The 23,582-nt window shown below is 52.3% G+C and carries 29 protein-coding genes; 20 read left to right on the forward strand and 9 right to left on the reverse strand.

Going from position 1 to position 23,582, the window contains the following annotated elements:
* Positions 1 to 78 precede the first annotated feature (78 nt).
* The 3 genes from lptB (at position 79) to ptsN (ending at position 2,632) form a co-directional block, all read left to right on the forward strand.
* Positions 79 to 852 (forward strand): LPS export ABC transporter ATP-binding protein, encoded by a 774-nt coding sequence (gene lptB / locus ACSTTO_RS10815; protein WP_439273282.1) that lies wholly within the window; start codon positions 79 to 81, stop codon positions 850 to 852.
* Positions 853 to 1,102: 250 nt separating this feature from the next.
* The gene (gene hpf / locus ACSTTO_RS10820; RefSeq protein WP_439273194.1) at positions 1,103 to 1,687 is read left to right on the forward strand and encodes a ribosome hibernation-promoting factor, HPF/YfiA family; all 585 of its coding nucleotides are present in this window, start codon (positions 1,103 to 1,105) and stop codon (positions 1,685 to 1,687) included.
* A gap of 480 nt (positions 1,688 to 2,167) precedes the next feature.
* On the forward strand, positions 2,168 to 2,632 hold the full coding sequence (gene ptsN, locus ACSTTO_RS10825) for a PTS IIA-like nitrogen regulatory protein PtsN (protein WP_439273195.1): 465 nt from the start codon (positions 2,168 to 2,170) through the stop codon (positions 2,630 to 2,632).
* A 135-nt stretch (positions 2,633 to 2,767) separates the two neighbouring features.
* On the opposite strand, the gene ACSTTO_RS10830 is transcribed toward ptsN, so the two are convergent.
* Positions 2,768 to 3,019 (reverse strand): BQ00720 family protein, encoded by a 252-nt coding sequence (locus ACSTTO_RS10830; protein WP_439273196.1) that lies wholly within the window; start codon positions 3,017 to 3,019, stop codon positions 2,768 to 2,770.
* Between the two features lie 191 nt (positions 3,020 to 3,210).
* Entirely contained in the window at positions 3,211 to 3,651 is a 441-nt protein-coding gene (locus tag ACSTTO_RS10835) for an Hsp20 family protein (protein ID WP_439273197.1), read from the reverse strand.
* A gap of 248 nt (positions 3,652 to 3,899) precedes the next feature.
* On the opposite strand from ACSTTO_RS10835, the gene ACSTTO_RS10840 reads away from it, so the two are divergent.
* The gene (locus tag ACSTTO_RS10840) at positions 3,900 to 4,835 is read left to right on the forward strand and encodes a nucleoside hydrolase (protein WP_439273198.1); all 936 of its coding nucleotides are present in this window, start codon (positions 3,900 to 3,902) and stop codon (positions 4,833 to 4,835) included.
* 54 nt (positions 4,836 to 4,889) lie between these two features.
* Here ACSTTO_RS10840 and ACSTTO_RS10845 read toward each other — a convergent pair whose 3' ends face one another.
* Together ACSTTO_RS10845 and ACSTTO_RS10850 are read right to left on the reverse strand one after the other, a co-directional pair.
* On the reverse strand, positions 4,890 to 5,771 hold the full coding sequence (locus ACSTTO_RS10845) for a ribokinase (protein ID WP_439273199.1): 882 nt from the start codon (positions 5,769 to 5,771) through the stop codon (positions 4,890 to 4,892).
* Positions 5,772 to 5,810: 39 nt separating this feature from the next.
* The gene (locus ACSTTO_RS10850; RefSeq protein WP_439273200.1) at positions 5,811 to 6,353 is read right to left on the reverse strand and encodes a DUF2244 domain-containing protein; all 543 of its coding nucleotides are present in this window, start codon (positions 6,351 to 6,353) and stop codon (positions 5,811 to 5,813) included.
* 98 nt (positions 6,354 to 6,451) lie between these two features.
* On the opposite strand from ACSTTO_RS10850, the gene nth reads away from it, so the two are divergent.
* Positions 6,452 to 7,177 carry an endonuclease III gene (nth, locus tag ACSTTO_RS10855; RefSeq protein WP_439273201.1) on the forward strand — a complete coding sequence of 242 codons (726 nt, stop codon included), beginning with the start codon at positions 6,452 to 6,454 and terminating at the stop codon, positions 7,175 to 7,177.
* A gap of 63 nt (positions 7,178 to 7,240) precedes the next feature.
* Here the strand turns inward: nth and ACSTTO_RS10860 are convergent, their stop codons facing one another.
* Complete coding sequence (locus tag ACSTTO_RS10860; RefSeq protein ID WP_439273202.1) at positions 7,241 to 7,966, reverse strand: sulfate transporter family protein; 726 nt, start codon at positions 7,964 to 7,966, stop codon at positions 7,241 to 7,243.
* 197 nt (positions 7,967 to 8,163) lie between these two features.
* On the opposite strand from ACSTTO_RS10860, the gene ACSTTO_RS10865 reads away from it, so the two are divergent.
* Positions 8,164 to 9,183 carry an adenosine kinase gene (locus ACSTTO_RS10865; RefSeq protein ID WP_439273203.1) on the forward strand — a complete coding sequence of 340 codons (1,020 nt, stop codon included), beginning with the start codon at positions 8,164 to 8,166 and terminating at the stop codon, positions 9,181 to 9,183.
* Positions 9,184 to 9,258: 75 nt separating this feature from the next.
* Here ACSTTO_RS10865 and ACSTTO_RS10870 read toward each other — a convergent pair whose 3' ends face one another.
* From ACSTTO_RS10870 to hrcA, 3 genes are all read right to left on the reverse strand, one after another.
* Positions 9,259 to 9,918: a trimeric intracellular cation channel family protein gene (locus tag ACSTTO_RS10870; protein ID WP_439273204.1), complete on the reverse strand. Its 660-nt coding sequence runs from the start codon at positions 9,916 to 9,918 to the stop codon at positions 9,259 to 9,261.
* Between the two features lie 130 nt (positions 9,919 to 10,048).
* Entirely contained in the window at positions 10,049 to 10,699 is a 651-nt protein-coding gene (gene grpE, locus ACSTTO_RS10875) for a nucleotide exchange factor GrpE (protein ID WP_439273205.1), read from the reverse strand.
* A 102-nt stretch (positions 10,700 to 10,801) separates the two neighbouring features.
* A complete protein-coding gene (gene hrcA / locus ACSTTO_RS10880) occupies positions 10,802 to 11,887 on the reverse strand; it encodes a heat-inducible transcriptional repressor HrcA (RefSeq protein WP_439273206.1) in 1,086 nt (361 codons plus the stop codon).
* A gap of 227 nt (positions 11,888 to 12,114) precedes the next feature.
* Between hrcA and rph the strand changes: the two genes are divergently transcribed.
* The 14 genes from rph (at position 12,115) to ACSTTO_RS10950 (ending at position 22,877) form a co-directional block, all read left to right on the forward strand.
* Entirely contained in the window at positions 12,115 to 12,831 is a 717-nt protein-coding gene (gene rph, locus ACSTTO_RS10885) for a ribonuclease PH (protein ID WP_439273207.1), read from the forward strand.
* A 143-nt stretch (positions 12,832 to 12,974) separates the two neighbouring features.
* Entirely contained in the window at positions 12,975 to 13,388 is a 414-nt protein-coding gene (locus tag ACSTTO_RS10890; RefSeq protein ID WP_439273283.1) for a VOC family protein, read from the forward strand.
* An 11-nt stretch (positions 13,389 to 13,399) separates the two neighbouring features.
* A complete protein-coding gene (gene rdgB / locus ACSTTO_RS10895; protein WP_439273208.1) occupies positions 13,400 to 14,059 on the forward strand; it encodes an RdgB/HAM1 family non-canonical purine NTP pyrophosphatase in 660 nt (219 codons plus the stop codon).
* 59 nt (positions 14,060 to 14,118) lie between these two features.
* A complete protein-coding gene (gene hemW, locus ACSTTO_RS10900) occupies positions 14,119 to 15,294 on the forward strand; it encodes a radical SAM family heme chaperone HemW (protein ID WP_439273284.1) in 1,176 nt (391 codons plus the stop codon).
* A gap of 69 nt (positions 15,295 to 15,363) precedes the next feature.
* The gene (gene rsmI / locus ACSTTO_RS10905) at positions 15,364 to 16,251 is read left to right on the forward strand and encodes a 16S rRNA (cytidine(1402)-2'-O)-methyltransferase (RefSeq protein ID WP_439273285.1); all 888 of its coding nucleotides are present in this window, start codon (positions 15,364 to 15,366) and stop codon (positions 16,249 to 16,251) included.
* Entirely contained in the window at positions 16,248 to 16,622 is a 375-nt protein-coding gene (locus ACSTTO_RS10910; RefSeq protein ID WP_439273209.1) for a YraN family protein, read from the forward strand. Before rsmI ends, ACSTTO_RS10910 begins: the two co-directional genes overlap by 4 nt.
* Before the next feature lie 131 nt (positions 16,623 to 16,753).
* Positions 16,754 to 18,199: a siroheme synthase CysG gene (gene cysG / locus ACSTTO_RS10915; protein WP_439273210.1), complete on the forward strand. Its 1,446-nt coding sequence runs from the start codon at positions 16,754 to 16,756 to the stop codon at positions 18,197 to 18,199.
* A gap of 61 nt (positions 18,200 to 18,260) precedes the next feature.
* Positions 18,261 to 18,560, forward strand: a complete 300-nt coding sequence (locus ACSTTO_RS10920; protein ID WP_439273211.1) for a DUF2849 domain-containing protein — start codon at positions 18,261 to 18,263, stop codon at positions 18,558 to 18,560.
* 48 nt (positions 18,561 to 18,608) lie between these two features.
* On the forward strand, positions 18,609 to 20,279 hold the full coding sequence (locus tag ACSTTO_RS10925; protein ID WP_439273212.1) for a nitrite/sulfite reductase: 1,671 nt from the start codon (positions 18,609 to 18,611) through the stop codon (positions 20,277 to 20,279).
* Positions 20,269 to 21,012: a phosphoadenylyl-sulfate reductase gene (locus ACSTTO_RS10930; protein ID WP_439273213.1), complete on the forward strand. Its 744-nt coding sequence runs from the start codon at positions 20,269 to 20,271 to the stop codon at positions 21,010 to 21,012. The genes ACSTTO_RS10925 and ACSTTO_RS10930 overlap by 11 nt, the downstream gene beginning before the upstream one ends.
* Positions 21,009 to 21,548, forward strand: coding sequence for a DUF934 domain-containing protein (locus ACSTTO_RS10935; protein ID WP_439273214.1), 540 nt, complete (start codon positions 21,009 to 21,011; stop codon positions 21,546 to 21,548). The genes ACSTTO_RS10930 and ACSTTO_RS10935 overlap by 4 nt, the downstream gene beginning before the upstream one ends.
* Before the next feature lie 145 nt (positions 21,549 to 21,693).
* On the forward strand, positions 21,694 to 22,041 hold the full coding sequence (locus ACSTTO_RS10940; RefSeq protein ID WP_439273215.1) for a 2Fe-2S iron-sulfur cluster-binding protein: 348 nt from the start codon (positions 21,694 to 21,696) through the stop codon (positions 22,039 to 22,041).
* Positions 22,042 to 22,139: 98 nt separating this feature from the next.
* A complete protein-coding gene (locus ACSTTO_RS10945; protein ID WP_439273216.1) occupies positions 22,140 to 22,433 on the forward strand; it encodes a Dabb family protein in 294 nt (97 codons plus the stop codon).
* Positions 22,434 to 22,631: 198 nt separating this feature from the next.
* A complete protein-coding gene (locus ACSTTO_RS10950; protein WP_439273217.1) occupies positions 22,632 to 22,877 on the forward strand; it encodes a hypothetical protein in 246 nt (81 codons plus the stop codon).
* 95 nt (positions 22,878 to 22,972) lie between these two features.
* On the opposite strand, the gene ACSTTO_RS10955 is transcribed toward ACSTTO_RS10950, so the two are convergent.
* Positions 22,973 to 23,437: a BA14K family protein gene (locus tag ACSTTO_RS10955; protein WP_439273218.1), complete on the reverse strand. Its 465-nt coding sequence runs from the start codon at positions 23,435 to 23,437 to the stop codon at positions 22,973 to 22,975.
* Positions 23,438 to 23,582 lie beyond the last annotated feature (145 nt).

A 23,582-nucleotide genomic window follows, 5' to 3' on the forward strand; every position in this document is an offset into this window, starting at 1 on the left:
TTTGGAGTGCCATTGTTTTCTTCCGACGCGCAGACTGAAACGAAACTGAATGAAGCAACCGCACCGGACGGGCTGCAAATGCCGCCGGCTGAGGCAGGTCAGCGGCCGCCGCAGGCTGCCTCCCGCCTTAAAGGCACATTGGTGGCACGCAATATCAGCAAGAGCTATCGCGGGCGTCAGGTTGTCAATGGCGTTTCTTTTGGCGTGCGTTCGGGTGAGGCTGTGGGGATCCTCGGCCCGAATGGTGCCGGTAAAACCACCTGTTTTTATATGGTGACTGGTTTGGTGCCTGTAGATAGCGGCGCAATTGAGATTGACGGTTTTGACGTCACTTCCATGCCGATGTATCGCCGCTCACGTCTGGGGATTGGTTATTTGCCGCAGGAAGCCTCTATTTTCCGTGGCTTGTCGGTTGAGGATAATATTAAGGCAGTGCTTGAAGTGGTTGAAAAAGACCGCAAGAAGCGTGCGGTTGAACTCGATGCCCTGCTGGAAGAATTTCATATAACCCATCTGCGCAAAGCGCAGGCCATATCTTTGTCGGGCGGCGAGCGCAGACGTCTTGAAATTGCCCGCGCCCTGGCATCCCGACCCAATTTTATGCTGCTGGACGAGCCTTTTGCCGGTGTGGATCCGATTGCGGTTTCAGATATTCAGCAATTGGTGCGGCATCTGACCAGCCGCGGCATTGGCGTATTGATTACGGATCATAATGTGCGTGAGACGCTTGGTTTGATTGATCGCGCTTATATCATCCATGCCGGACAGGTTCTGACACATGGCCGGCCCAGGGAAATTGTTGAAAATCCGGATGTGCGCCGTCTTTATCTCGGTGATCAGTTTACGCTCTGATAAGCGAATCTCTCTGAGTTTGGCATATCTTCTGACGATATCAGCCCCATGTCAGGGCATTTTGCTGCACTGATATATGCATCATGCCGGATGCGCTTATATAGGCATTGATTGTGGCAAACAAAGAGCTGAGCCGCTATTATTTTACGATCATAAAAGTTTATTTTATTTTATGCGGGTTGGCTTTGCGCAATGCCTCAGCTTGTGATTAGATTGCTGTGTTCGAATATAGACAGCGAGGTACTGCCATATGAATCTCCGCGTTTCAGGTAAACATATGGACATTGGTGATGCTTTCCGCACCCGGATTGAAGAGCGTGTCCGTGATGTTGTTGGCAAATATTATGAAGGTGGCTATTCCGGTACAATTACAGTCGTTAAATCAGGATCCCGTTTTAATACGGATTGCACGCTGCATCTGGATACCGGAGCGACCTTGCAATCATCAGCCGAAGCGCAGGATCCGCAGTTTTCATTTGACGCTGCATCTGAAAAGCTGGAAACGCGTTTGCGCCGCTATATGCGCCGCCTCAAATCCCGTTCGCTTGTACAATCTGCGCGCAATAATTATCAGGATATTGCCTATAGTGTGATGGCGCCTGCACCTGATGCGGATGATGATTTGCCGGATGATTACGCTCCGACGATTGTTGCTGAATCCTCCGTGTCGCTGCGTACGCTCAGCGTGGCCAATGCCGTGGTGGAACTGGATCTGACCGAGCATCCGGTGCTTGTTTTCCGCAATGCAGGCAGCGAAGAGGTCAATATTGTCTATCGTCGGCCTGACGGCAATATTGGCTGGATTGACCCATCGCGCTCAGCACGGCAGGCATAAGGCAACAGACGCATTTGTGAGAAAATGCTCTGGTAATATTGGCGCCGTATGTGCAAAAACAGGCATATGCGGCGCAATCTCCGGCCTGTTCCCTTAACAACAGACAGCTTGTGGCTTATGCCGGAAATTTAATTTAACTTATTGAATTATTATAAAAATATTTCCCTGAAACATATAAAACTTAATATCTCTTGCTCTTTATGCCATTTGTATTATTCCTTCACGCTATCTTATGATAGGAATTCCTGAGTGACTGGTGTAGTCTGATTGGAAGCTTATACAAAGTGCTATCTGAGAAATGTGTTTTGTACACTTTTTTGATTTTTATTTGTGAGTGAAATCAATGTGTTGTGCATATTCTGCAGAAAAAGTGTGAGTAGAATCGCGAATTTGACTTGAGTATCTGTTGAATGGGCAGTAGACCACTGCACCTCCCGGTTACGGAGATTAATACTCCGCATGAGAGAAGGAATGGAGAAAATGGATCTTAGCGATCTGGTTCAGCCAGGGGCAATTATCCCTTCGCTGAAGGCAAGCTCCAAGAAGCAATTATTGCAGATCTTGGCTGAGAAGGCTGCCGAACTCACAGGTCTTCCCGAACGTGAAGTTTTTGAAACTGTTACCCAGCGTGAACGTCTGGGGTCGACCGGTGTCGGCAATGGCATCGCGATACCGCATGGCAAATTGCCAAATATTACCAAAATTACCGGCGTGTTCGCACGTCTTGAACAGCCGGTGGATTTTGAGGCTCTGGATGATCAGCCGGTTGATCTGGTCTTTTTGCTGCTTGCACCGGAAAATGCAGGGGCAGATCATTTGAAGGCTCTGTCCCGTATTGCGCGTCTGTTGCGCGATCCGGATATGGTGGCCAAGCTGCGCGGTACTGTTGATGCACAGGCGCTGCATTCATTCCTGATTGCGCCGCCTGCCTCCAATGCTGCCTGAAAAGCGGATAATCCGTGATTAAAGCGGGTTGATGATTAAAACAATGCCGCGTCTGCGATCTGCAGCGCGGCATGTTTATGATTATGGCAGAATGGATCTGCCGGATGCCAGATCACGCTCTGTGAGCGGGTGTTTTTAATGCAGCATCACGGTTTGCAATTCATGTTCCTGTGCGCCGGCCAATGCTGTGGCGCGCATGTCGGACAGCATGATCGGCGTACCGCTTGCCCCGAAGAGAGCCCAGAGTTCCATGCCCGGAGCCATAGGCGGCAGAGCCGGAAAACGACGGGAGAGATCCTCAGAACGGACTTTGCGCAAATAGGCGACTTCACCTTCGCCGAGATGGGCAAATTCAAATTCGGTGAAAATGTGTTTGTCAGCAGTCATTTCAGGCCTCCTGTCTTGACGGCTCAAGAGCGACGCCGCCTGTCGAGAGCAGATGCAATTGCATTTTATCCGCAGATAATGTTGCAATCACGATGCTGATTATAACAGCGAACTCCTAAAAGTTCTTTTATAATCATTATGAGATCAGAACCGGTAATTTTAAAAGACAATTACCGCAGATGCCGGAGCACTTATTCCTTCACATTGATGCGAATGCGTTTGACAAGCCGTTCCGGTTCCGGTCTGTCGAGATCAATCGACAACAGGCCGTTTTTAAGCTCCGCACCAATAACCCGCATACCGTCTGCCAGAACAAAAACACGCTGAAACTGGCGTGCAGCTATGCCGCGATGCAAATATTGCCGCTCGGTTTCATCTGTCTGGCGTCCACGGATAACCAGTTGATTATCTTCAGTTGTTACTTCCAGATCCTCATCTGAAAAACCGGCAACAGCCAATGTGATGCGCAGTTTTTCCGGAAGTGGCTGTTCAGAATCAGAAGACGGGCTGCGCAATCTTTCAATATTATAGGGCGGATAACCATCGCCGGATTTGGCGATGCGCTCCAGCGTCTTTTCCATTGTATCGAAACCCAGCAGCAGCGGGCTTGAAAAAGGTGTAATTCTGGTCATTGTTCAGTCCTTGTAAAGCGACCGGTTATTTAAGAGAAAACCCGTAAAGGCATTTTCCCTGTACTTTATATGGCTTGGCAAAAGCGGCACTTCAAGTGCCCTTATAAGAGAGGCTGCGCCGGTTTTTTAAAATTTCGCATTTATTGCAGTCAGGGGCTGAAAATATTTTCATATTATTTATAGTGCCGGCCAGTCATTGTGGCAAATTTGCATAAAACAGCATATTCTAAAAGAAAGGACAGGCAGGCATGGCCCGCAAAATAATTATTGATACGGATCCGGGGCAGGATGATGCTCTGGCAATTTTGCTGGCGCTGGCAAGTCCTGAACTGGAAGTGCTGGGTATTGTGGCTGTTGCCGGCAATGTACCGTTGCCGCTTACCTGCAAAAATGCATTGAAAATTGCCGAACTGGCAGCAAAGCCGCAAACAAAAATCTATTCCGGCGCCTGCAAGCCGCTGATGCGCCCGTTGGTAACAGCCGAGGAAGTGCATGGACGCACCGGGCTGGATGGCCCCGATCTGCCGGAACCGGTTATGCAATTGCAGCCGCAGCATGGTGTGGATTTTATTATTGAAACATTACTGCGTGAAGAAAAAGACACAGTAACGCTTTGTGCGCTTGGTCCTCTTACCAATATTGCACTGGCTCTTAACAAGGCACCGGAGATTGCATCACGCATTCAGGAAATTGTGCTGATGGGCGGCGGGTTTTTTGAGGGCGGCAATATTACACCAACTGCGGAATTTAATTTCTATGTTGATCCGGAAGCCGCTAAAGTGGTTTATGAATCCGGTGTGCCTATTGTGATGATGCCGCTGGATGTGACCCATAAGGCGCTGACAACGGCAAGACGCATTGAGGCATTGCGTGCTATCGGCACAAAAGCGGGTGATGCCTGTGCAGCGATGCTGGAATTTTTTGAGCGTTTTGACGAAGAAAAATACGGCACTGACGGCGGCCCGCTGCATGATCCGAATGTGATCGCCTATCTCCTGAAGCCTGAGCTTTATAGCGGCCGTTATTGCAATGTGGAGATTGAAACCGCATCGTCCCTGTGCCTTGGCATGTCGGTGATTGACTGGTGGGGTGTTACCAAACGGCCTAAAAATGCACTTGTCATGCGTGATGTCGATCACGATGGTTTTTTCACCTTGCTGACAGAGCGCATTGCAAGGCTTTAATCTGCAGACTTGTATAAAAAAGCCGGAATATCTTGTTGATATTCCGGCTTTTTATCAGGCGATTTCTGCCGCGTAAGGAATAGAGGGCTGTGCGCCGGTTTTGAGGCAGGCAAGCGAGGCAGCCTTGGCGGCACGTTCACAGGCTTCACGCAGAGATAAGCCGCTGTCAAGTCCGGCGGCCAGATAGCCGCAAAATGTATCGCCCGCACCCACGGTATCCACCGGCGTGATTGGCAGGGCAGGCAGCCTGTAATGCTCTTCAGGTGTTGCCACCATCACACCCTGTGCACCAAGGGTAACAATAAGCGTGCGGCCGTAATGTTCGGCAAAGTCGATCATTTTTTCCTGGCGGTCTGCGCCGGAAAGCTCAAGCTGGATACTGGCAAGGTCAAATTCCGTTTCATTGGCGATGATAATATCGGCACGGGGTAGCAGGTTTGCCGCATCATCCCGCCATGGTGCAATATTGAGAATACAGGTGGTCTCGCTGGCTTCGGACACAGCAATGGCTTTTTCCAGCGCGGGTAATGGAATCTCCATTTGCAGCAGAAGATAGCCGCCATCCAGGTCAGCCGCATTCACATCATCTTCTGTGATCAGGCCATTGGCACCAGGAATAACGATAATTGTATTTTCACCGCTGTCTTCCACGGTAATCAGGGCAATGCCGGTTGCCGGTCCGCGTGTGGCAACGCGCGACAGATCAACACCATCTGCACGCAGAAGTGCCACAGCCTGCGCGGAAAACGCATCATTGCCGACCGCTCCGACCATGCGCACTGGCACACCAGCGCGTGCTGCGGCCAGTGCCTGATTGGCACCCTTGCCGCCTGCTGCGGTGCTGAATTCCCGTCCGGTCAGGGTTTCGCCGGGTTCAGGCAGTTTGGGGCTGCGGGCGATGAGGTCAAAATTAATCGAACCGATAATCGTAATCATAAAAAATCCGGTGTTAGAGGAAGGATATAGTCACACTGATCAGCGGCGGCTGCGGCTCAGGGCATTGGTAAAAGCCGTTGCAAAATTTTCACGGTCATCGGGTGGTAAAAAACTGCCGATCTCCAGTATTTTGCCCTCGCTGCTCAACTGCATCTGGGTAATGCCGATATCATCTTTGCGGGTAATGTGAAACCGTGTCCGGAAAGGGTTGAACTGATAGGCGCGAATACGTCCCGAAGCGGAGATTTTTCTTATCTGTACACGCTCGCGGGATACAGAAATTTCCTCCCTTTGCCGCGCTGCATAATAATTAACGCGAAAGGCAAGATAGATGAGGGCAATATCCAGACCAAACAGCCCGACAACCGGCACAATAACCGGCCATGTGCTGATTTGCATAAACACCATGCCGATACAGGCCCAGAGCAGCAGCAGGCTCAAAATCAGAATCTGAAAGCCGCGCGCACTTAAGGAGCGGTGGGGTAATAATGTTGCACTGAAAAACTGTGCGCCGAAAGCGTCCGGATCAGCACCATCCGGATGATAGGATGCGTTCATGGCAATATCTTCTGTTATCCGCATGGTTTTGGCCTGTGATATATATCTGAGACGGCTTTAATATACCGGCTGCGGCAAGCTTGCAGATAGGCTTATAGGCTTTACCTTACTATATAAAGGCTATGCAGAACAACCAGATCAATTCAACCGCAAAACCTCAGCGCCGTGTAAGCGGCACACTTTATACACCGGCGGAAATTCATGAGATTTTCCGGCGTTTTTCCGTGCAGCGGCCAGAGCCGAAGGGCGAGCTGGAACATGTGAATGTTTTTACATTGCTGGTGGCGGTGGTGCTCTCGGCACAGGCGACAGATGCAGGTGTCAACAAAGCAACACGCGCCCTGTTTGCCCTTGCCGATACACCGCAAAAAATGCTGGATCTGGGTGAAGAGACGGTTGGGGAATATATCCGCACAATCGGTTTGTGGCGCAACAAGGCCAAAAATGTTATTTTGCTCTCCAGAGCCTTGATTGATCATTATAATGGTGAAGTGCCCGATAATCGCGATGCGCTGATGACGCTGCCCGGTGTCGGGCGCAAAACCGCCAATGTGGTGCTGAATATGGCATTTGGCCAGCCGACAATGGCGGTGGACACGCATATTTTACGTATCGGCAATCGCATTGGTCTGGCACCATACAAAACACCGGATGAGGTTGAGGCGAAGCTCATGAAAATTATTCCGGCTGAATTTATGATGCATGCCCATCATTGGCTGATCCTGCATGGCCGCTATGTCTGTAAAGCCCGCACACCGGATTGCAAAAATTGCGTGATCGCGGATATCTGCAAATCCGCGCAGAAGAGCAATGCGATCCCCGCGCCGTTGGTGCGCCTTGAGGAATAGTGCTTTGTAAAAAGATTATGATGGCCGCTACCGTTTGATATATCGTGCAGATGGCGGCCTGTTCTATAAGGGGGAGGGGAGCGCATGAGACGGTTTTTTGCCGCTCAAAGCTTTATGCAGATGCACCATCATGGCAGCAGCAAAAAGCGGTGTCAGCAAATTTAACAATGGCACAGCCATAAAAGCGGCAATCACCAGACCGGCCATAAATATGGTGATGCGGTGCTGTGCGCGAAAAGCTTTGGCGCCGGATTCACCGCGATAACGCATAGCGGCAAATTCAAAAAACTCCCGCCCAAGAAGATAGCCGTTGACGATGAAAAAAGCGATCAGATTCACGCCCGGTATCAGCAGCATTAAGAGTGCCAAAAAATTGCCAAGAAGCACAATCAGCAAAAATTTGAGAGAATAAATGACAGAATGAATGACGGGCATCGGCGTGCCCGCGGGGTCATTGCTGTAATCCTCACGCTCGATAATCTCTGCCACATCATCAAGAAACAAGCCTGCAACAAGGGCTGTTACCGGCGCAATCAGAAAAGCCAGTAAAAGCGCAAGAAGGAGCCCTGCCGCAATAGCGGCAAACAGGCCAAGCCAGCTTGTCCAGTCCGGCATTGTGGGCAATATGGTTTCAAACCACGGCCAGGCCAGCCAGAAAAAAAGCTGCCGCAGCAAAGCCCATAACGCGATCAGTGCCAGAAATGTCAGCCCGAGTGACTTCCATAAGACAGAGCGAAATTCCGCAGTGGGCAGGCGGTATAATGCTGCAAGGGCGGCAGAAAGGATCATTCAGGCTCCGTTATTGTAAATCCGGCCGGTTTGAGCGTTATGATTTCAGATAGGTAGCCCTGTTATATATGGCAAGGTGCAAAATTTACAGGGATCAAATCTGCGCCGGACTCTGGAAAAAAAGTGTTTCAGCGATTAAAGCTGATGAGGGGCAATGATGTGCGGCAGCATGATGCTGCCGTCTTTGCGAGATCTATATGGGAGTAAAGACCATTTCTGTCGCCAAATATGACGTATTGTGTATCGGTAATGCGATTGTCGATATTATTTCCCGTACGGAAGATGATTTTCTGGTCGAAAATGGCATTATCAAAGGTGCCATGAACCTGATTGACGGTGAGCGGGCGGAGCTGCTCTATGCGCGCATGGGGCCGGCCATTGAGACATCCGGAGGCAGTGCCGGCAATACGGCGGCAGGCATTGCCAGTCTTGGCGGGCGTTCTGCCTATTTTGGCAAGGTTGCGCTGGATCATCTTGGCAAGGTCTATGCACATGATATTCGCGGGCAGGGCGTGGCTTTTGATACGCCGCCGCTGCAGGATGGTGCGCCGACCGCCCGCTCCATGATTTTTGTAACACCGGATGGTGAGCGTTCGATGAATACCTATCTTGGCGCCTGTGTGGAGCTGAGCATTGAGGATATTGAAAGCTCCAAGGTAAGTGCAGCACAAGTGACTTATTTTGAAGGTTATTTGTGGGATCCGCCACGTGCCAAGGAGGCGATTTTGCTGGCGGCCAAAATTGCCCATGAACATGGGCGTGAAGTGGCAATGACCCTGTCTGATCCTTTTTGTGTGGATCGTTATCGCGATGAGTTTCTGGATCTGATGCGTTCGGGAACTGTTGATATCGTGTTTGCCAATGAGGCGGAGGTGAAGTCACTTTATCAGACCGCATCTTTTGAAACCGCGCTTGAGGCTTTGCGTGCTGATTGCAAGCTGGCAGCGGTAACCCGCTCGGAGCAGGGCTCGGTCATCATGCGCGGCAATGAGACTGTTCGGGTTGAGGCTATCGAGATTGATGCGCTGGTTGATACAACCGGTGCCGGCGATCTTTATGCCGCCGGTTTTCTCTATGGCTATACCAATGGCTATAATCTGGAAGATTGCGGCAGATTCGGCTCGCTTGCAGCCGGTATTGTCATTCAGCAGATCGGTCCGCGCCCGCAAAATAATCTTAAAGATATTGCCGCGCAGGCTGGCCTGCTGAAAACATAATTATGGCCGGCCTCCCGCCTGCCGCTAATATTTTGCCGTTTTCATAAAGTATTGCAGGGAGCCTGTGCTCCCTGTCTATTCGTCGCGCATAATGCCGTCGCGTTTCAGCTCTTCTTCCGTGCGCCCGCGTCGTGCTTTATGGGCGGGCAGCATCCAGCCATATTGCAGCGCCCCGCCGCGGATAAGAAAGGCAAGACCTGCGCCGCTGAGAACCGAAACAAGCGCCGGTGCGCCGGTTGCCTCAAGCCCTACAAAGCAGCAGGCGCCGGCCAAAGCCGCCGATATATAAATTTCACGGCGCATCAGCACCGATGGTTGCCCTGCCATAATATCGCGCATGACACCGCCAAGAGTTGCGGTAAAAACACCGGCAACAATTGCAACCCAGGCATTAAAGCCAAGTTGCAGGGCTTTTTCAGCCCCCATCACGCTGAACATCGCCATGCCTACAGCATCAAGCCATAATAAAAGCCGGTAGCGGGATTCAAAGCGGTGTGCGGTAAAATAGACCAAAGCGGCAGCACTGGTGCCAACCAGAAGATAGAACGGTTCGCGCACCCAGTTAACCGGCGTGTTACCCAAAACCAGATCGCGCACTGTGCCGCCGCCAACAGCAGTCATATTGGCTAGAAAGATAAAGCCGATAATATCCAGACGGCAACGCGATGCGGCCAGCGCACCGGTTGCGGCAAAAACAAAGACGCCCCCGTAATCGAGCACATCAATGAGCGTCATAATTTTCTCCGTTGCGGAAGTGTAACCTGTTTTGATGCATATTGGCCGGATTTTGATTAAAAAAACGGATGCAGGATAAATCTGCATCCGTTTTCATAGTGTATTACCCTGCAGTGCAGGGAAGGTTTGTTTATTCGGCTTTTGGCCCGCCGCGGGAAACGCCGACCATAGCAGGGCGCAGAACACGGTCGCCGATCGCATAACCGGTTTGCACAACCTCAACCACGGTATTATTCGGTACCTCGGTATTTGGTACTTCAAACATGGCCTGATGGAAATTCGGGTCGAATTTCTGCCCTTCCGGCGAGAGTTTGGTAACGCCATGGCGCTCCAATGCATTAAGCATGGCGCGTTCGGTCATTTCCACACCTTCGGCCAGTGCTTTCAGCCCCGTATCATCAGCCAGCGCATCGGCAGGGATGGCATCGAGCGCGCGGCGCAGATTATCCGAAACCGAGAGCATATCGCGTGCAAAATTGGTGGTTGCATAGGTGCGTGCATCCTGAATTTCACGGGCGGTGCGCTTGCGCAGATTTTCCATATCGGCAGCCAGACGCAGGATCTGGTCTTTCAGGGCATTGTTTTCCACCTGCAATTCAGCCAGCGGATTGGCAGCATCTTCTGCGTTTTTATCATCTTCCGCAGCCTCGGCAACAGCCTCGTCCTTGCGCGCTTTCAGAAAATCATCAGCGGCACGTTTCAGAGCTTCCCGGTCGCGCGGATTGTTGATGTCGCGCTGTTCCAGATCTGGTGTTTCGCCGTTTTTCTTTTCGTCAGCCATTCTTCTCTTCCGTGTTGAATCATATTGTCTGGGATATCGATGTTTGTGTGCTGAAAATCAAGACCACATCTCACCTCCCGGCAAAATAGCGGTATAATATTCTCACCGCCCCAGCAGGCGCGAGACCAGAGAAGCGGTATAATCAACCATCGGCACAATGCGGGCATAATTGAGCCTTGTGGGGCCTATAACGCCCAATGCGCCAACCACCCTTTGTTCTGAATCGCGATAGGGAGCCACCACCAGCGATGAGCCTGACAGGGAAAAGAGCTTGTTTTCCGAGCCGATAAAAATGCGCACGCCAGAGCCTGCCTCTGCCAGATCAAGCAATTGCAGCATACCTTCCGTGGTCTCAAGGTCATCAAAAAGCAGCCGCAACCGCTCCAGATCATCCTGTGCGGAAATATTTTCCAGCAGATTGGAACGCCCGCGCACAATCAGCCTCGTTTGCTGATCGCCGGCAACGCCGCTCCATACCGCCAGCCCCTGTTCCACAAGATGTCGGGACAGGGTATCCAGCGCCTGTTGTATTTCTTCTCTTGAATTTTCAATCTGGCTGCGGGCTTCCGCCAGTGTTTTCCCGTGAATATGGGTGTTGAGGAAATTACTGGCCTCAATCAGCTGTGATGCGGTGACACCGGCAGGCAGATCGATGATACGGTTTTCCACATCACCGTTTTGGGTTACCAGCACCGCCAGCGCGCGCGTCTGGTCAAGGCGTACAAATTCAATATGTTTCAGAGCGCCTTCCGCTTTGGTGGCCAGCACCAGCCCCGCACCGCGTGACAGGCCGGAGAGGATCTGGCTTGCCTCTGTCAATACATGTTCAACGGAATTATGATGCCCCGCGGCGCGAACCTGATGTTCAATACTGTTGCGCTCGGCCGCAGGCAGATCACTGACTTCCATAAATGCATCAACAAAAAAGCGCAAGCCCAATTGGGTGGGCATACGTCCGGCAGAAACATGCGGGGCATAAACCAGCCCCAGATGCTCCAGATCGCTCATAACATTGCGGATTGTGGCCGGCGACAGGGAGAGTGGCAGCAAACGCGACAAATTGCGCGAGCCGACAGGCTCACCATCATTAAGATAGCTCTCAACAATACGCTGGAAAATATCGCGCGACCGCTGATCCAGCACCTGTAAAGGGGCATGCATATTCTCAGCGCGCTCTGATCTCTTCATTCGTTCATTTGCTCCGTTCACAGGCAATATATAGGATATTGTGCTGTGCAGGCAAAGGGGGATGGCACAGGGGAATGCCATTGTTTGTCAGACAATAATATGTTTTCCCTTTAAATTTGGCCTGTTCAGGCTTAGAAGCAGGGCATATATCTTGCATAAGGCATGATCTTATCATTATTTGGCTGTGGCTATGATTGCCGGCAGCTTTGTTTTTAAAAGGAAAATCCATGCGTCCATCCAAACGCGCTCCGGACGAAATGCGTGCTGTCTCTTTTGAACGCGGTATTTCCAAACATGCTGAAGGCTCCTGCCTTGTTAAATTTGGCGATACGCATGTGCTTTGCACTGCAAGCCTGGAAGAAAAAGTGCCGGCCTGGATGCGCAATAGCGGTAAAGGCTGGGTAACTGCGGAATATGGCATGCTGCCGCGTTCGACCGGTGATCGTATGCGCCGTGAGGCTGCAAGCGGCAAGCAGGGCGGGCGCACTCAGGAAATTCAGCGCCTTATTGGCCGGTCTCTTCGTGCTGTTGTTGATATGCAGGCTTTGGGCGAATATCAGATTACCGTGGATTGCGATGTTATTCAGGCTGATGGCGGCACCCGCACGGCGGCAATTACCGGCGGCTGGGTTGCGCTTTATGATTGCCTGCGCTGGATGGAAGCCCGCCAGATGATCAGGGCGGATAAGGTGCTCAAAGACCATGTGGCGGCTATTTCCTGCGGTATTTATGAAGGTGTGCCGGTGCTTGATCTGGATTATCCGGAAGATTCGGGCGCCCAGACCGATGCCAATTTTGTGATCACCGGCCGCGGCGGTATTGTGGAAGTGCAGGGCACTGCGGAAGGCGAGCCGTTTTCAGACGAGGAATTTGCCGCTTTGATGCAATTGGCGCGCAATGGTATCAAACGCCTGGTAGATCTGCAGAAAATGGCGGTAGCCTGATTGATCAGGCCGTTTTCCCGCTTCTTCTGCCTATAGCGGCAGGGTTTTTACTGTAAGCGGATTATATAGTCCGCCTTCTTGTCGCAGAAGGCGGACTTTATTCCCTGATCAAGATCAACGGGAGGGTAGCCACTATGCAGCAATTGCAGCCTCGCTCCATATTGGAAACAGCTCTTTATGTGCGCGATATAGAAGAGGCTGTGTTGTTTTACCGGGATATTCTCGGGCTGGAACTGGCCTTGCCCTATAATCAGCGCAATGCATTCTTCCGCTGTGGTGCAGGTGTTTTGCTGCTTTTTAATGCGCGGGAAACCGTAAAACCGGTGCCTGAAGGTGCTCTGCCGGTACCGCCGCATGGGGCAACCGGTGCTGGCCATATGTGTTTTGCCGCAACCCGCGCGGAAATTGCCGCCTGGCGCCGGCATTTTTTGCAACATGGCATTGCCATTGAGCAGGAATTTGATTGGCCCAATGGCGCACATTCGCTTTACATCCGCGACCCTTCCGGTAATTCACTGGAATTTGCTGAACCGAAATTATGGACGAAAGCCGGATAATGGAAAATAATATGAGAGAGCTTGAAAAAGGTAAACTGGTTGTTGCAAGCCACAATGCCGGCAAATTACGGGAAATTGCCGATCTGATCGGGCCGTTTGGCTTTGAAACCCAGTCCGCCGGAGAGCTTGGTTTGCCGGAGCCGGATGAAACAGGCACAACTTTTGAGGAAAATGCCTATATCAAAGCCTATGCCGCGGCAAAAGCCACCGGCCTTCCTGCACTTTCGGATGATTCCGGCATGATGGTGGATGCGCTTGGCGGTGAACCGGGTGTTTATACAGCTAATTGGGCGGAATTGCCTGATGGCCGCCGTGATTTTGATATGGCAATGGGCAAGGTTCTGGACAGGCTGGCAGCAAAAGGCGCATTGCAGCCGCAACAGCGTAAGGCGCGGTTTGTTTCTGTTATCTGCCTGTGCTGGCCTGATGGCCATGCGGAATATTTCCGTGGCGAGGTGCAGGGGCAGGTGGTCAGCCCGCGCGGGTCAGATGGCTTTGGTTTTGATCCTCTGTTTCTGCCGGATGGCTATGACAAGACTTTTGGTGAGATGACAGCACAGGAAAAACACGGCTGGAAACCAGGTGATCGGGAAGCATTGTCCCATCGCGCCCGTGCCTTTCAGCTTTTTGCCGGTGCAAAACTTGGTAGCGTCACAATGGATGCAAGCTGATGCAGGCGCCTTTTGCGACCGGATTAGCCGGTCATCAGCCCCTTGGCGGCCCGGCTGCAATGGATCCGCTGCCAATTTTTCAGGCAGATGGCGATCATGCTTTCGGTATTTATCTGCATTGGCCGTTTTGCATGGCCAAATGCCCATATTGCGATTTTAATTCGCATGTGCGGCATCAGCCGGTGGATCAGCCGCGCTTTGCACGCGGTTTTCTGGCGGAGATGGCAAATTTGCGTGCACGTACCGGCCCGCGCATTGTGACCAGCATTTTCCTTGGCGGTGGCACGCCCTCATTAATGCAGCCGCAGACAGTGGGGGCATTGCTGGATGGTATTGCGGGATACTGGTCTGTGGCCGAGAATATTGAAGTAACGCTGGAGGCCAATCCGACCAGTGTGGAGGCAGATCGTTTTCGCGGATATCGGGCGGCTGGTGTCAATCGTGTGTCGCTTGGTGTGCAGGCACTGAATGACCGTGATTTGAAACGGCTTGGCCGGCTGCATTCTGTGGATGAGGCCAAGGCGGCAATTCATCTGGCGCGGGAGATTTTTCCGCGTCTGTCGTTTGATCTTATCTATGCCCGCCCTGATCAGGACATTGCTGACTGGAATGCGGAATTGCGTGAGGCGGTGGCGCTCGCCGCTGATCATTTGTCACTCTATCAGCTGACAATTGAGGAGGGAACACAATTTTATAATCTCTGGAAGGCAGGAAAACTGACCACTCCGGAGCCTGATCATGCTGCAGCCCTTTATGAAGAAACTCAGGCTGTGACCGAGGCGCTGGGCCTGCCTGCCTATGAAATTTCCAACCATGCGGTAAAAGGGCGTGAGTCGCAGCATAATCTGGTCTATTGGCGCTATGGTGAATATGCGGGTATTGGCCCCGGCGCTCATGGCCGTTTTCGTGAAAATGGTGTTCGCACCGTCACCATTACAGAAAAACATCCTGAAACCTGGCTTGAAAAGGTGGAAGGATGCGGACACGGTATTACAGAGGAAGAATATCTGACCGCAGAGCAGGAGGGGGATGAATTTCTGATGATGGGCTTGCGGCTGAGAGAGGGGGTTGATCTCAACCGCTATCAGAGACTGACCGGTCACGGCCTGAATTTGCCGCGTCTGGAACAGCTTAAAGAGCAAAATCTGCTGGAATTGCGTGATCAACGGTTTTTGCGCGCAACGCCGGATGGCGCTTTGTTGCTCAACAGGCTGGTTGCCGAATTGACAGCCTGAAGCCTTGGCACTTGTGAAAAACGGAAGCATTTGGAACAGGGATTTGTTGTGGAAGACAATTGGCAGGAAATGCGTGAATTTGTAGTGGGCGGAAAAACATTTCGCGCCCGTCCGGCAGAGCCTGCACTCTATATTGTCGCCACGCCAATAGGCAATCTTGGTGATATAAGCCTGCGCGCGCTGGAAGTGCTGGCATCATGCGATATGCTGGCCTGTGAGGATACGCGTGTTACCCGTATATTGCTCAATCATTATGCTATTTCCCGACGCCCATTTGCCTATCATGAGCACAATGCCGCTGAGGCAGGAGCAAAAATTCTGGAGGCGCTGGCAGAGGGCAAGAGCGTGGCGCTTGTTTCTGATGCGGGAACGCCGCTGGTTTCCGATCCGGGCTATCGTCTGGTGGAGGAGGCACGCAATGCCGGTTATAAGATTGTGCCGGTGCCCGGTGCCTCTGCGGTTATGGCGGCCTTGATGGCCAGCGGCCTGCCCACAGACAGTTTTATGTTTTGCGGGTTTTTACCGCCAAAACAAGGGCAGCGCCGCAACAGGCTGGAAACCTATAAGGCTATTGATACAACGCTGATCTTTTTTGAATCCCCTAATCGTGCGGCTGGTACATTGCAGGATATGGCTGCCGTTTTTGGCGCTGATCGCCCTGCAGCCCTGTGCCGGGAACTGACCAAAGCCTATGAAACCTTTTCAACATCAACTTTGGGCGAATTATGCGCACAATATGATGGTGAGGATCGCATCCGCGGTGAGGTGGTGTTGCTTGTTGGTGCGCCGCTGCAAAAAAGCGTAGCGGTGAGCGGGCAGGAGCTTGATGCATTGCTGGTATCTCTTGCACAGGAGCTTTCCCCGTCCAGAGCTGCCGGTGAGGCGGCGCGCATGACCGGCAAGGCGAAAGGTGAGCTTTATCAGCGCCTTATGAGCCTGAAAGCGCAGAACAGATGAAGACAGCGCGCGAGAAAAAACAACGGGCATTTTCTCGCGGAATAAGGGCGGAACGTCTGGCTGCGCTGGTTTTGATGCTGAAGGGGTTTCGCATTGTTGAGCGGCGTTACAAAACCCGTTTTGGCGAGATTGATCTGATTGCCAGACGCGGCCGGCTGGTGCTGATTGTCGAGGTGAAGGCGCGGCATTCTGTTGAGGCGGCAATGGAGGCTGTGAGCCGTACAAATTTGCAGCGCATTGAGGCGGCTGCCGATCATTGGCTGACACGCCAGCCGGATTATGATAAATTGTTTTTGCGGTTTGATCTCGTCGCGGTTTTGCCGCGCCGCTTTCCGGTGCATATACCGGCGGCAGTGAGCTTCCGGAACTAAATTTCACGAAATTTGAGAAATACGGAAAAGTGATGCGGATGTCTGTCATCCGCAGACAAGCCTGTTTCTTATCTGTTTTTATACAATGGGAGATACTCGGCATTATCTTTTAATAGTCTTGAAAGTTACCGATGATGCCCGCCAAGCAAACCAGATTAACGGCTTTTCCGGCCTTTTTCCGAGTGGAAAATGCCGTCATACTGATTGTTGGCGGTGGCTTGGAAGCATTGAATAAAGCGCGGCTTGTTGCTGAAACCACGGCACAGATCCGCATTATTGTGCCGGAGGGAGACAGGCCGCAGCCCGATCTCATTCAGTTTGTGCTGGATGGCGGCTATTCCCTGCGCACAGGCACTTTGCAGCATAATGATTTTACCGGTGTCAGGCTTGCCTTTGTTGCAAGCGGGGATGCAGCGCGTGATGCAGCCCTTGTTGCACAAATCAGGGCGCGGCATATTCCGGTCAATGTGGTTGACAGGCCGCATCTGTGCGATTTTTTCACGCCGGCTCTGGTTGCCAGCGCGCCGGTGGCTATTGCAATCGGTACAGAAGGGGCAGGGCCGGTATTGGCGCAAAAATTGCGCCGTGAAATCAGTGCCGCACTTTCGCCCCGTCTTGGCGCTCTGGCGCAACTGGCGGCGGATTACCGTGAAAAGGCCGGACATATATTGGCGCAGGGGCGTGTGCGGCGGCAGTTCTGGAACCGTTTTTTCAATGGCGCTGTGGCGCAGGCCGTTGAGCGCGGCGACCTTGAAGCAGCGCGGCAACTGGCTGATCATGCACTGGAAGAACCAGACATATCCGCCGGATATGTCTGGCTGATTGGCGCAGGCCCCGGCGCAGAAGATTTGCTGACCTTGCGTGCGCAGCGCCTTTTGATGCAGGCCGATATTATTCTCTATGATGCGCTGGTGCCGGAACAAATCGTTGCCATGGGCAGGCGCGATGCTGAACGCATTGCGGTTGGTAAACGCAAAGGCTGCCATTCCAAAACACAAAGCGAAATCAATGCATTGCTGATTGATTTGGCACTTCAGGGCAGGCGTGTTGTGCGGCTTAAATCCGGTGATCCGCTGATTTTTGGCCGTGCGGGGGAGGAAATGGCTGCTTTGCGCGCTGCTAATGTTGCTTTTTCCGTGGTGCCGGGCATTACCTCGGCACTGGCGGCAGCGGCAGATATGCATTTGCCGCTGACATTGCGCGGTGTTGCCTCATCCCTGATTTTTACAACCGGCCATGATATGGCCGGAGATGTGCTGCCAGACTGGGCGCGGCTGAGCTTAAGCGGTGCAACAATTGCTGTTTATATGGGGGCAAGTGTTGCCGCCTCTGTGGCAAAACGGCTGATCGGTGCGGGCTTGCATGAAGATACTGCCGTGGCTGTGGTGGAAAATGCCGGGCGGGCAGAACGCGTTATGCTGCACGGATTATTAAAGGATCTGGCACATCTGGAACATCATAAAGCACTGCAAGGCGCAATGACCGGCCCTGTGATGGTGATTATCGGGGATGCGGTTGCCGGTGCCTCGCTTGATGGCGCGCGCCCGCTTGCAGCACAGGCGAAGGTTCCTGCCTGATGTGCAGGTTTATGAAAGCGGCGCAACATATTTTGCAGACTGGTAAAAAGGAGAAAGCATCATGACAGGCAAGGTTCTCAGTGCCAACCGTCTGGCAGACGGTGTTTCGGTCTGGCTGGCTGCAGATGGTCATTGGGCAAGTTCTATCCGGGGTGCATTGCTTGCACGCCATCCTGAAGCGGTTGCGGCGCTGGAGGCGGCAGGCAGGCAGGCCAGCCTTCTTGATGAGGTGGTGGATATTAATCTGGTTGATGTGGAGGAACGTGGCGATCAGCTTGTGCCGCTGCGTCTGCGCGAGCGTATCCGCTTGTCCGGCCCCACGATCACGCCGCTGGTGCGGCTGCATCCCGCGGCCGGATAAAAGGCATGGATTGCACAAGGCTGATTGCACAGGGCGGAGGCGGATTGCATGTATCGTTATGATGAGTTTGACCGGGAGTTTGTATTTGCCCGTGTTGCGCAATTTCGTGATCAGGTGGCGCGCCGCCTGAACGGCGCGTTAAGTGAGGAGCATTTCAAGCCATTGCGCCTGATGAATGGCGTCTATCTGCAACTCCATGCCTATATGCTGCGCATTGCCATTCCTTATGGCACCCTGTCTTCCAGGCAGATGCGCAAATTGGCGCATATTGCCCGTATCTATGATCGCGGCTATGGGCATTTCACCACGCGGCAGAATTTGCAGTTCAACTGGCCAAGGCTCATTGATATTCCAACCATCTTGGAAGAATTGGCAACCGTGGAGATGCATGCCATTCAAACATCAGGCAATTGCATCCGCAATGTAACGGCGGATCATTTTGCCGGCGCTGCACGCGATGAGGTGGCTGATCCGCGCCCCTATGCGGAGATTTTGCGGCAATGGTCATCCCTGCATCCGGAATTTTCTTATCTGCCCCGCAAGTTCAAAATTGCGGTAACCGGTTCTGTGCGGGATCGTGCGGCCATTCAGGTGCACGATATTGGCCTGCATTTAAAAGAGGATGGTCAGGGGCAACGTGGCTTTGCAGTCTATATTGGCGGCGGGCAGGGGCGCACACCGATGATTGCCAAAAAAGTGCGTGATTTTCTGCCTGAAGCAGATTTGCTATCCTATATTACAGCTATTGTGCGGGTATATAATCTCCATGGGCGTCGTGATAATAAATATAAAGCACGCATTAAAATTCTGGTGCATGAAACCGGAATTGAAGATCTTAAAAACCAGATTGAAGCCGAGTGGCAGGTTATCAGGAACAGTGATCTGAAGCTGCCGGAAGCAGATATTGCAGCTATTAATGCCTATTTTGCCGCCCCCCGTTTGCCGGAACGGGCAGAGGGACACGGGCTGGTTGCTGCTGCAGGCAAAAATGATGCGGCCTTTGCCTCATGGGTCACGCGCAATGTAACGGCGCATAAACATCCTGATTATGGTGTGGTGACAATCTCGCTCAAGGCGGTTGGTGAAATTCCGGGCGATGCATCCGCTGATCAGATGGATATTGTGGCTGATCTTGCCGAGCGTTTTTCACAAAGCGAAATCCGCGTCAGTCATGAGCAAAATCTGGTGCTGCCCCATGTGGCAATGGCTGATCTTCCCGCACTTTTCGGGCAATTGCGGCAGGCAGGGCTTGCCGCAGCCAATGCAGGACTGATCACGGATATTATTGCCTGCCCCGGCCTTGATTATTGCGCCCTTGCCAATGCCCGTTCTATTCCGGTGGCGCAGCGCATTTCCGAGCGTTTTTCCAGTCAGGCGCGGCAGGAGGAAATCGGCGATCTGAAGATTAAGATTTCCGGCTGTATCAATGCCTGCGGCCATCATCATGTTGGCCATATCGGCATTCTTGGCGTGGAGAAAAAGGGCGAGGAGCTCTATCAGATCACTCTTGGCGGCTCGGGGGATGAACAGGCCGCCATTGGCGATATTACCGGGCGCGGTTTTTCTTCTGACGATGTGGTGGATGCGGTGGAGACAGTGGTCAATACCTATCTTGATTTGCGGCTTAACCCGCAGGAGAGCTTTATTGAAGCCTATCGCCGCCTTGGAGCCAAACCTTTCAAAGAAGCACTTTACGGGGAGACACTCCATGCAGCCTGAACAGCCGGTTTGTGCCAGAGTGCATAAGCTTAATCAGCTTTATAGTGAGGCCGATGCAACCGCCATTATCGCGGCGGCAATAGAGGAGTTTGGCGCAGGACTGGCGGCAGTTTCTTCTTTCGGGGCGGATTCTGCGGTGCTTTTGCATATGATTGCACAGCAATTGCCATCCCTGCCGGTTTTGTTTCTGCAAACCAACAAGCATTTTCCGGCAACATTGCGCTATCAGGCGCAACTGGTGCAGGAACTGGGGCTGACTGATGTGCGCGACCTGCTGCCTGATAGTGCGGCATTGAAGGCGCATGATCCGCTGGGCGCTTTGTGCCTTACAGATAAGGATTGCTGCTGCGATCTGCGCAAGACACAGCCTCTGGCGCAAGGCATTGCACCATTTCAGGCATGGTTTACCGGGCGCAAGCAGTTTCAGGCGGCAACACGGCGCGATCTGCCGGTGTTTGAACTGGTCGGGCAGCGTGTGCGCATCAATCCTTTGAGCCGCTGGAGCGCGCAGCAACTGGAGGCCTATCGCCAAAAGCATCATTTGCCGACGCATCCTCTGGCAGGGCAGGGCTATCGCTCCATTGGCTGTATGCCATGCACGCGGCCGGTTGATGAGGGGGAAGATCAGCGGGCAGGGCGCTGGTCAGGCTCAGGCAAAACGGAGTGCGGCATTCATCTAAGCGGGCTTGAGCATTATCTAACACCGCAAAATAACAAGGGGGCACAACCATGACGGGAACTGCAAATGTGCCTGTGCTCTGGACACGCGCCGGTGTGACCACAGATATTTTTACCCCTGTTGAGGCTGTTGAAGATATGGCGGGGCATAATGCGGTGATTGTGCCATTGACGCTCTGGCCGCAGATTCGTGCTGCCGGTCTGCATAGCTGCAATATCCGTATTGGTGTGCGGGTGGAAGCCGGTGAGGTACTGGACAGCCTGCTTGCGGATTTGACGCTTGTAGAAATGATCGGGCTGAATTTTCCGGCCTTTAATGACGGGAGGTCATTTTCCAAGGCGGTGCGTCTGCGCTCTCATTATGGATTTGGCGGTGAAATCAGGGCAATGGGCGCTGTGCATATTGATCAGGTCAGTGCCATGCTGCGGGCAGGTTTTGATGCGCTGGAGATCGGTGATGAATTGACATTGCAGCGTCTTCTTGCCGGAGAGCTGCATGATAGCGGCCGCTATTATCAACCGGCCGCAGGGGCGGTTTTGGGGGCAGAGCAGCCTCTGGCAGGCTATAGCTGGCGGCGGCAGGCGATATGAACAGGTTTTCGCATCGCCCCGCGCCGCAAATCCTGTTATTTTATCACTGATAGGCGGTAAGGCAGGAATAATGCTTGTTTTATGGGGCAGAAACATTATCTAGCATTATGTCATCCCACGTCTTGGCTGTTTAAAAGGCATTGTTGTGAGTTCTGATACACTTCTCATTCATGTAACGGATCAAAAAGGTGAACGTCATACGCTGGAGGCTCTTGAGGGCTTTCGCATTATGGAGGTTATCCGTGACTGGGGGCTGAATATCAAGGCGGAATGCGGCGGCGCCTGTGCCTGCGGCACTTGCCATGTCTATGTTACACCGGAATGGGCGGAAAAGCTTTATGCCCCGCAGGATGAAGAGCTGGATCAGCTGGATCAGACATTCCATGTTGAGGATAATTCCCGCCTGTCGTGCCAGATTATTATGACACCGGCGCTGAACGGGCTGGAAGTGCGCCTTGCGCCCGGCACCGAAGCAGATCGTGAAGCTGCCTGAGGCTTAAGTGTATTTTCACCCTGAATTGAGATGACTTATCCAGTGTCTGTATGGTAGACAGCCTGACATTCATTGCAGTGACTGGTTAGGAAAGACTCGTGATACGGCATATTGTATTTTTCAGCGTCAAGAAAGATCAGGACGTGGAGGATGTATGTCGCCGCCTGCGTGCTCTGGCCACGATTCCGCATTCAGAATGTTTTGAAGTGGTTGCCAATAGCAAGGTTGATCCTATGTGTGACAGGATTGATCTGGTGGTTTACGGTGAATTCCGTGATGAGGCGGCGCTGGCGGCTTTCAAGGCGCATCCGATTTATGATGCAACCACACAGGCTGTGCGCCCGTTGCGTGAATTGCGGTTTTCTGCGGATTTTACATCAACTATCGCCTGAGATAATTTGCAAAAGAATATTGGGTTTTATACCACGGCCAATGATCAGCGGTTGAAGAATTCTGAAAATAATGATTGTCTGTTATTGCGATGACAAGCAGTCAGGCATAGTGTGCGCATTGACGGATATTGAATTCAGTCAGGCTGTTTGAGAGCCGGTTTCCGGTTTACAGAACCGGTTTGTATATAGGAAATGCATATGGACGATTATGAAAAATATGCCATGAGCATGATGATTGTCTTCGGCGCAGTTATTATTGGTGCGCTGATGACGGTGCATCTGGTAGTTTATAACAAGCCGGGCTTTTTATTTGCTCTGGGCGCGGCCATTGTTGCCTGGTTCTCTGCATTTGCCGTTTTGCTTGACAAACCGCGAGTTTATGGTGCGCTGATTGCCGCAGCCATTCTTCTGGTTGCCGGTTCAATTACGGCTTATGTCAAGTAAAGCCGCGATAAGTGCCGCAATAGTTATATCATTGTCACTTTGGATAAAACGCCGCCTCAAAAGGGCGGCGTTTTTCATTCCATGCGAATTAAGGCCTAGATATAGGGCGAATAACACTGCCGCCGCGGGCCGTAATGGGGCTGGAATGTATTGTCGGATGCACGATAGGAGCGGTAGCGATTATAGCACCAGTTGATATGGGCATTGCGCCCGGGGCGAATAACCCGCTCGCGGTAATAGCGTGGCGGTGCCGGGCGGTAATAGCGATAGTGCGGTTGATAATAGGGCCGGTAATAAGGCTTGTGGTAAGGCCGGTAATAGGGCCGGTAATAGGGGCGGTGATGTCTCCAGTGGCCATGGCGGTGGCTCCGGCGTTTTGAAGAATGACGTTCGGAATAATATTGTGTGTGACGGATCATCCCCTGCCGCGCATTGTCGTCCGGCGAGATTGTCATGTGAGCCGATGGGGCTGATTGCGCCTGTGTGGCGGGACTAAAGGACAAAAGCCCCATTATTATTGCTGCGAGGGCTGTGGTGAAATACGAAACCAGCTTTCTCATCCTTATTGTCTCCTCAGGTCAGGTCAAGAATAGTTTTCCGCAGTATAAATGCGCAAAACTGTTCTCGTTTTTGGCGCGTAAAGGCTCCGGAATTCGCGCCTTTGATGAAAAAGGCACAGTTCAGGAATGGAACAGCCTAGCCTGT

It is taken from the genome of Pseudochrobactrum albidum (assembly GCF_051851455.1).
Taxonomy (GTDB): domain Bacteria; phylum Pseudomonadota; class Alphaproteobacteria; order Rhizobiales; family Rhizobiaceae; genus Pseudochrobactrum.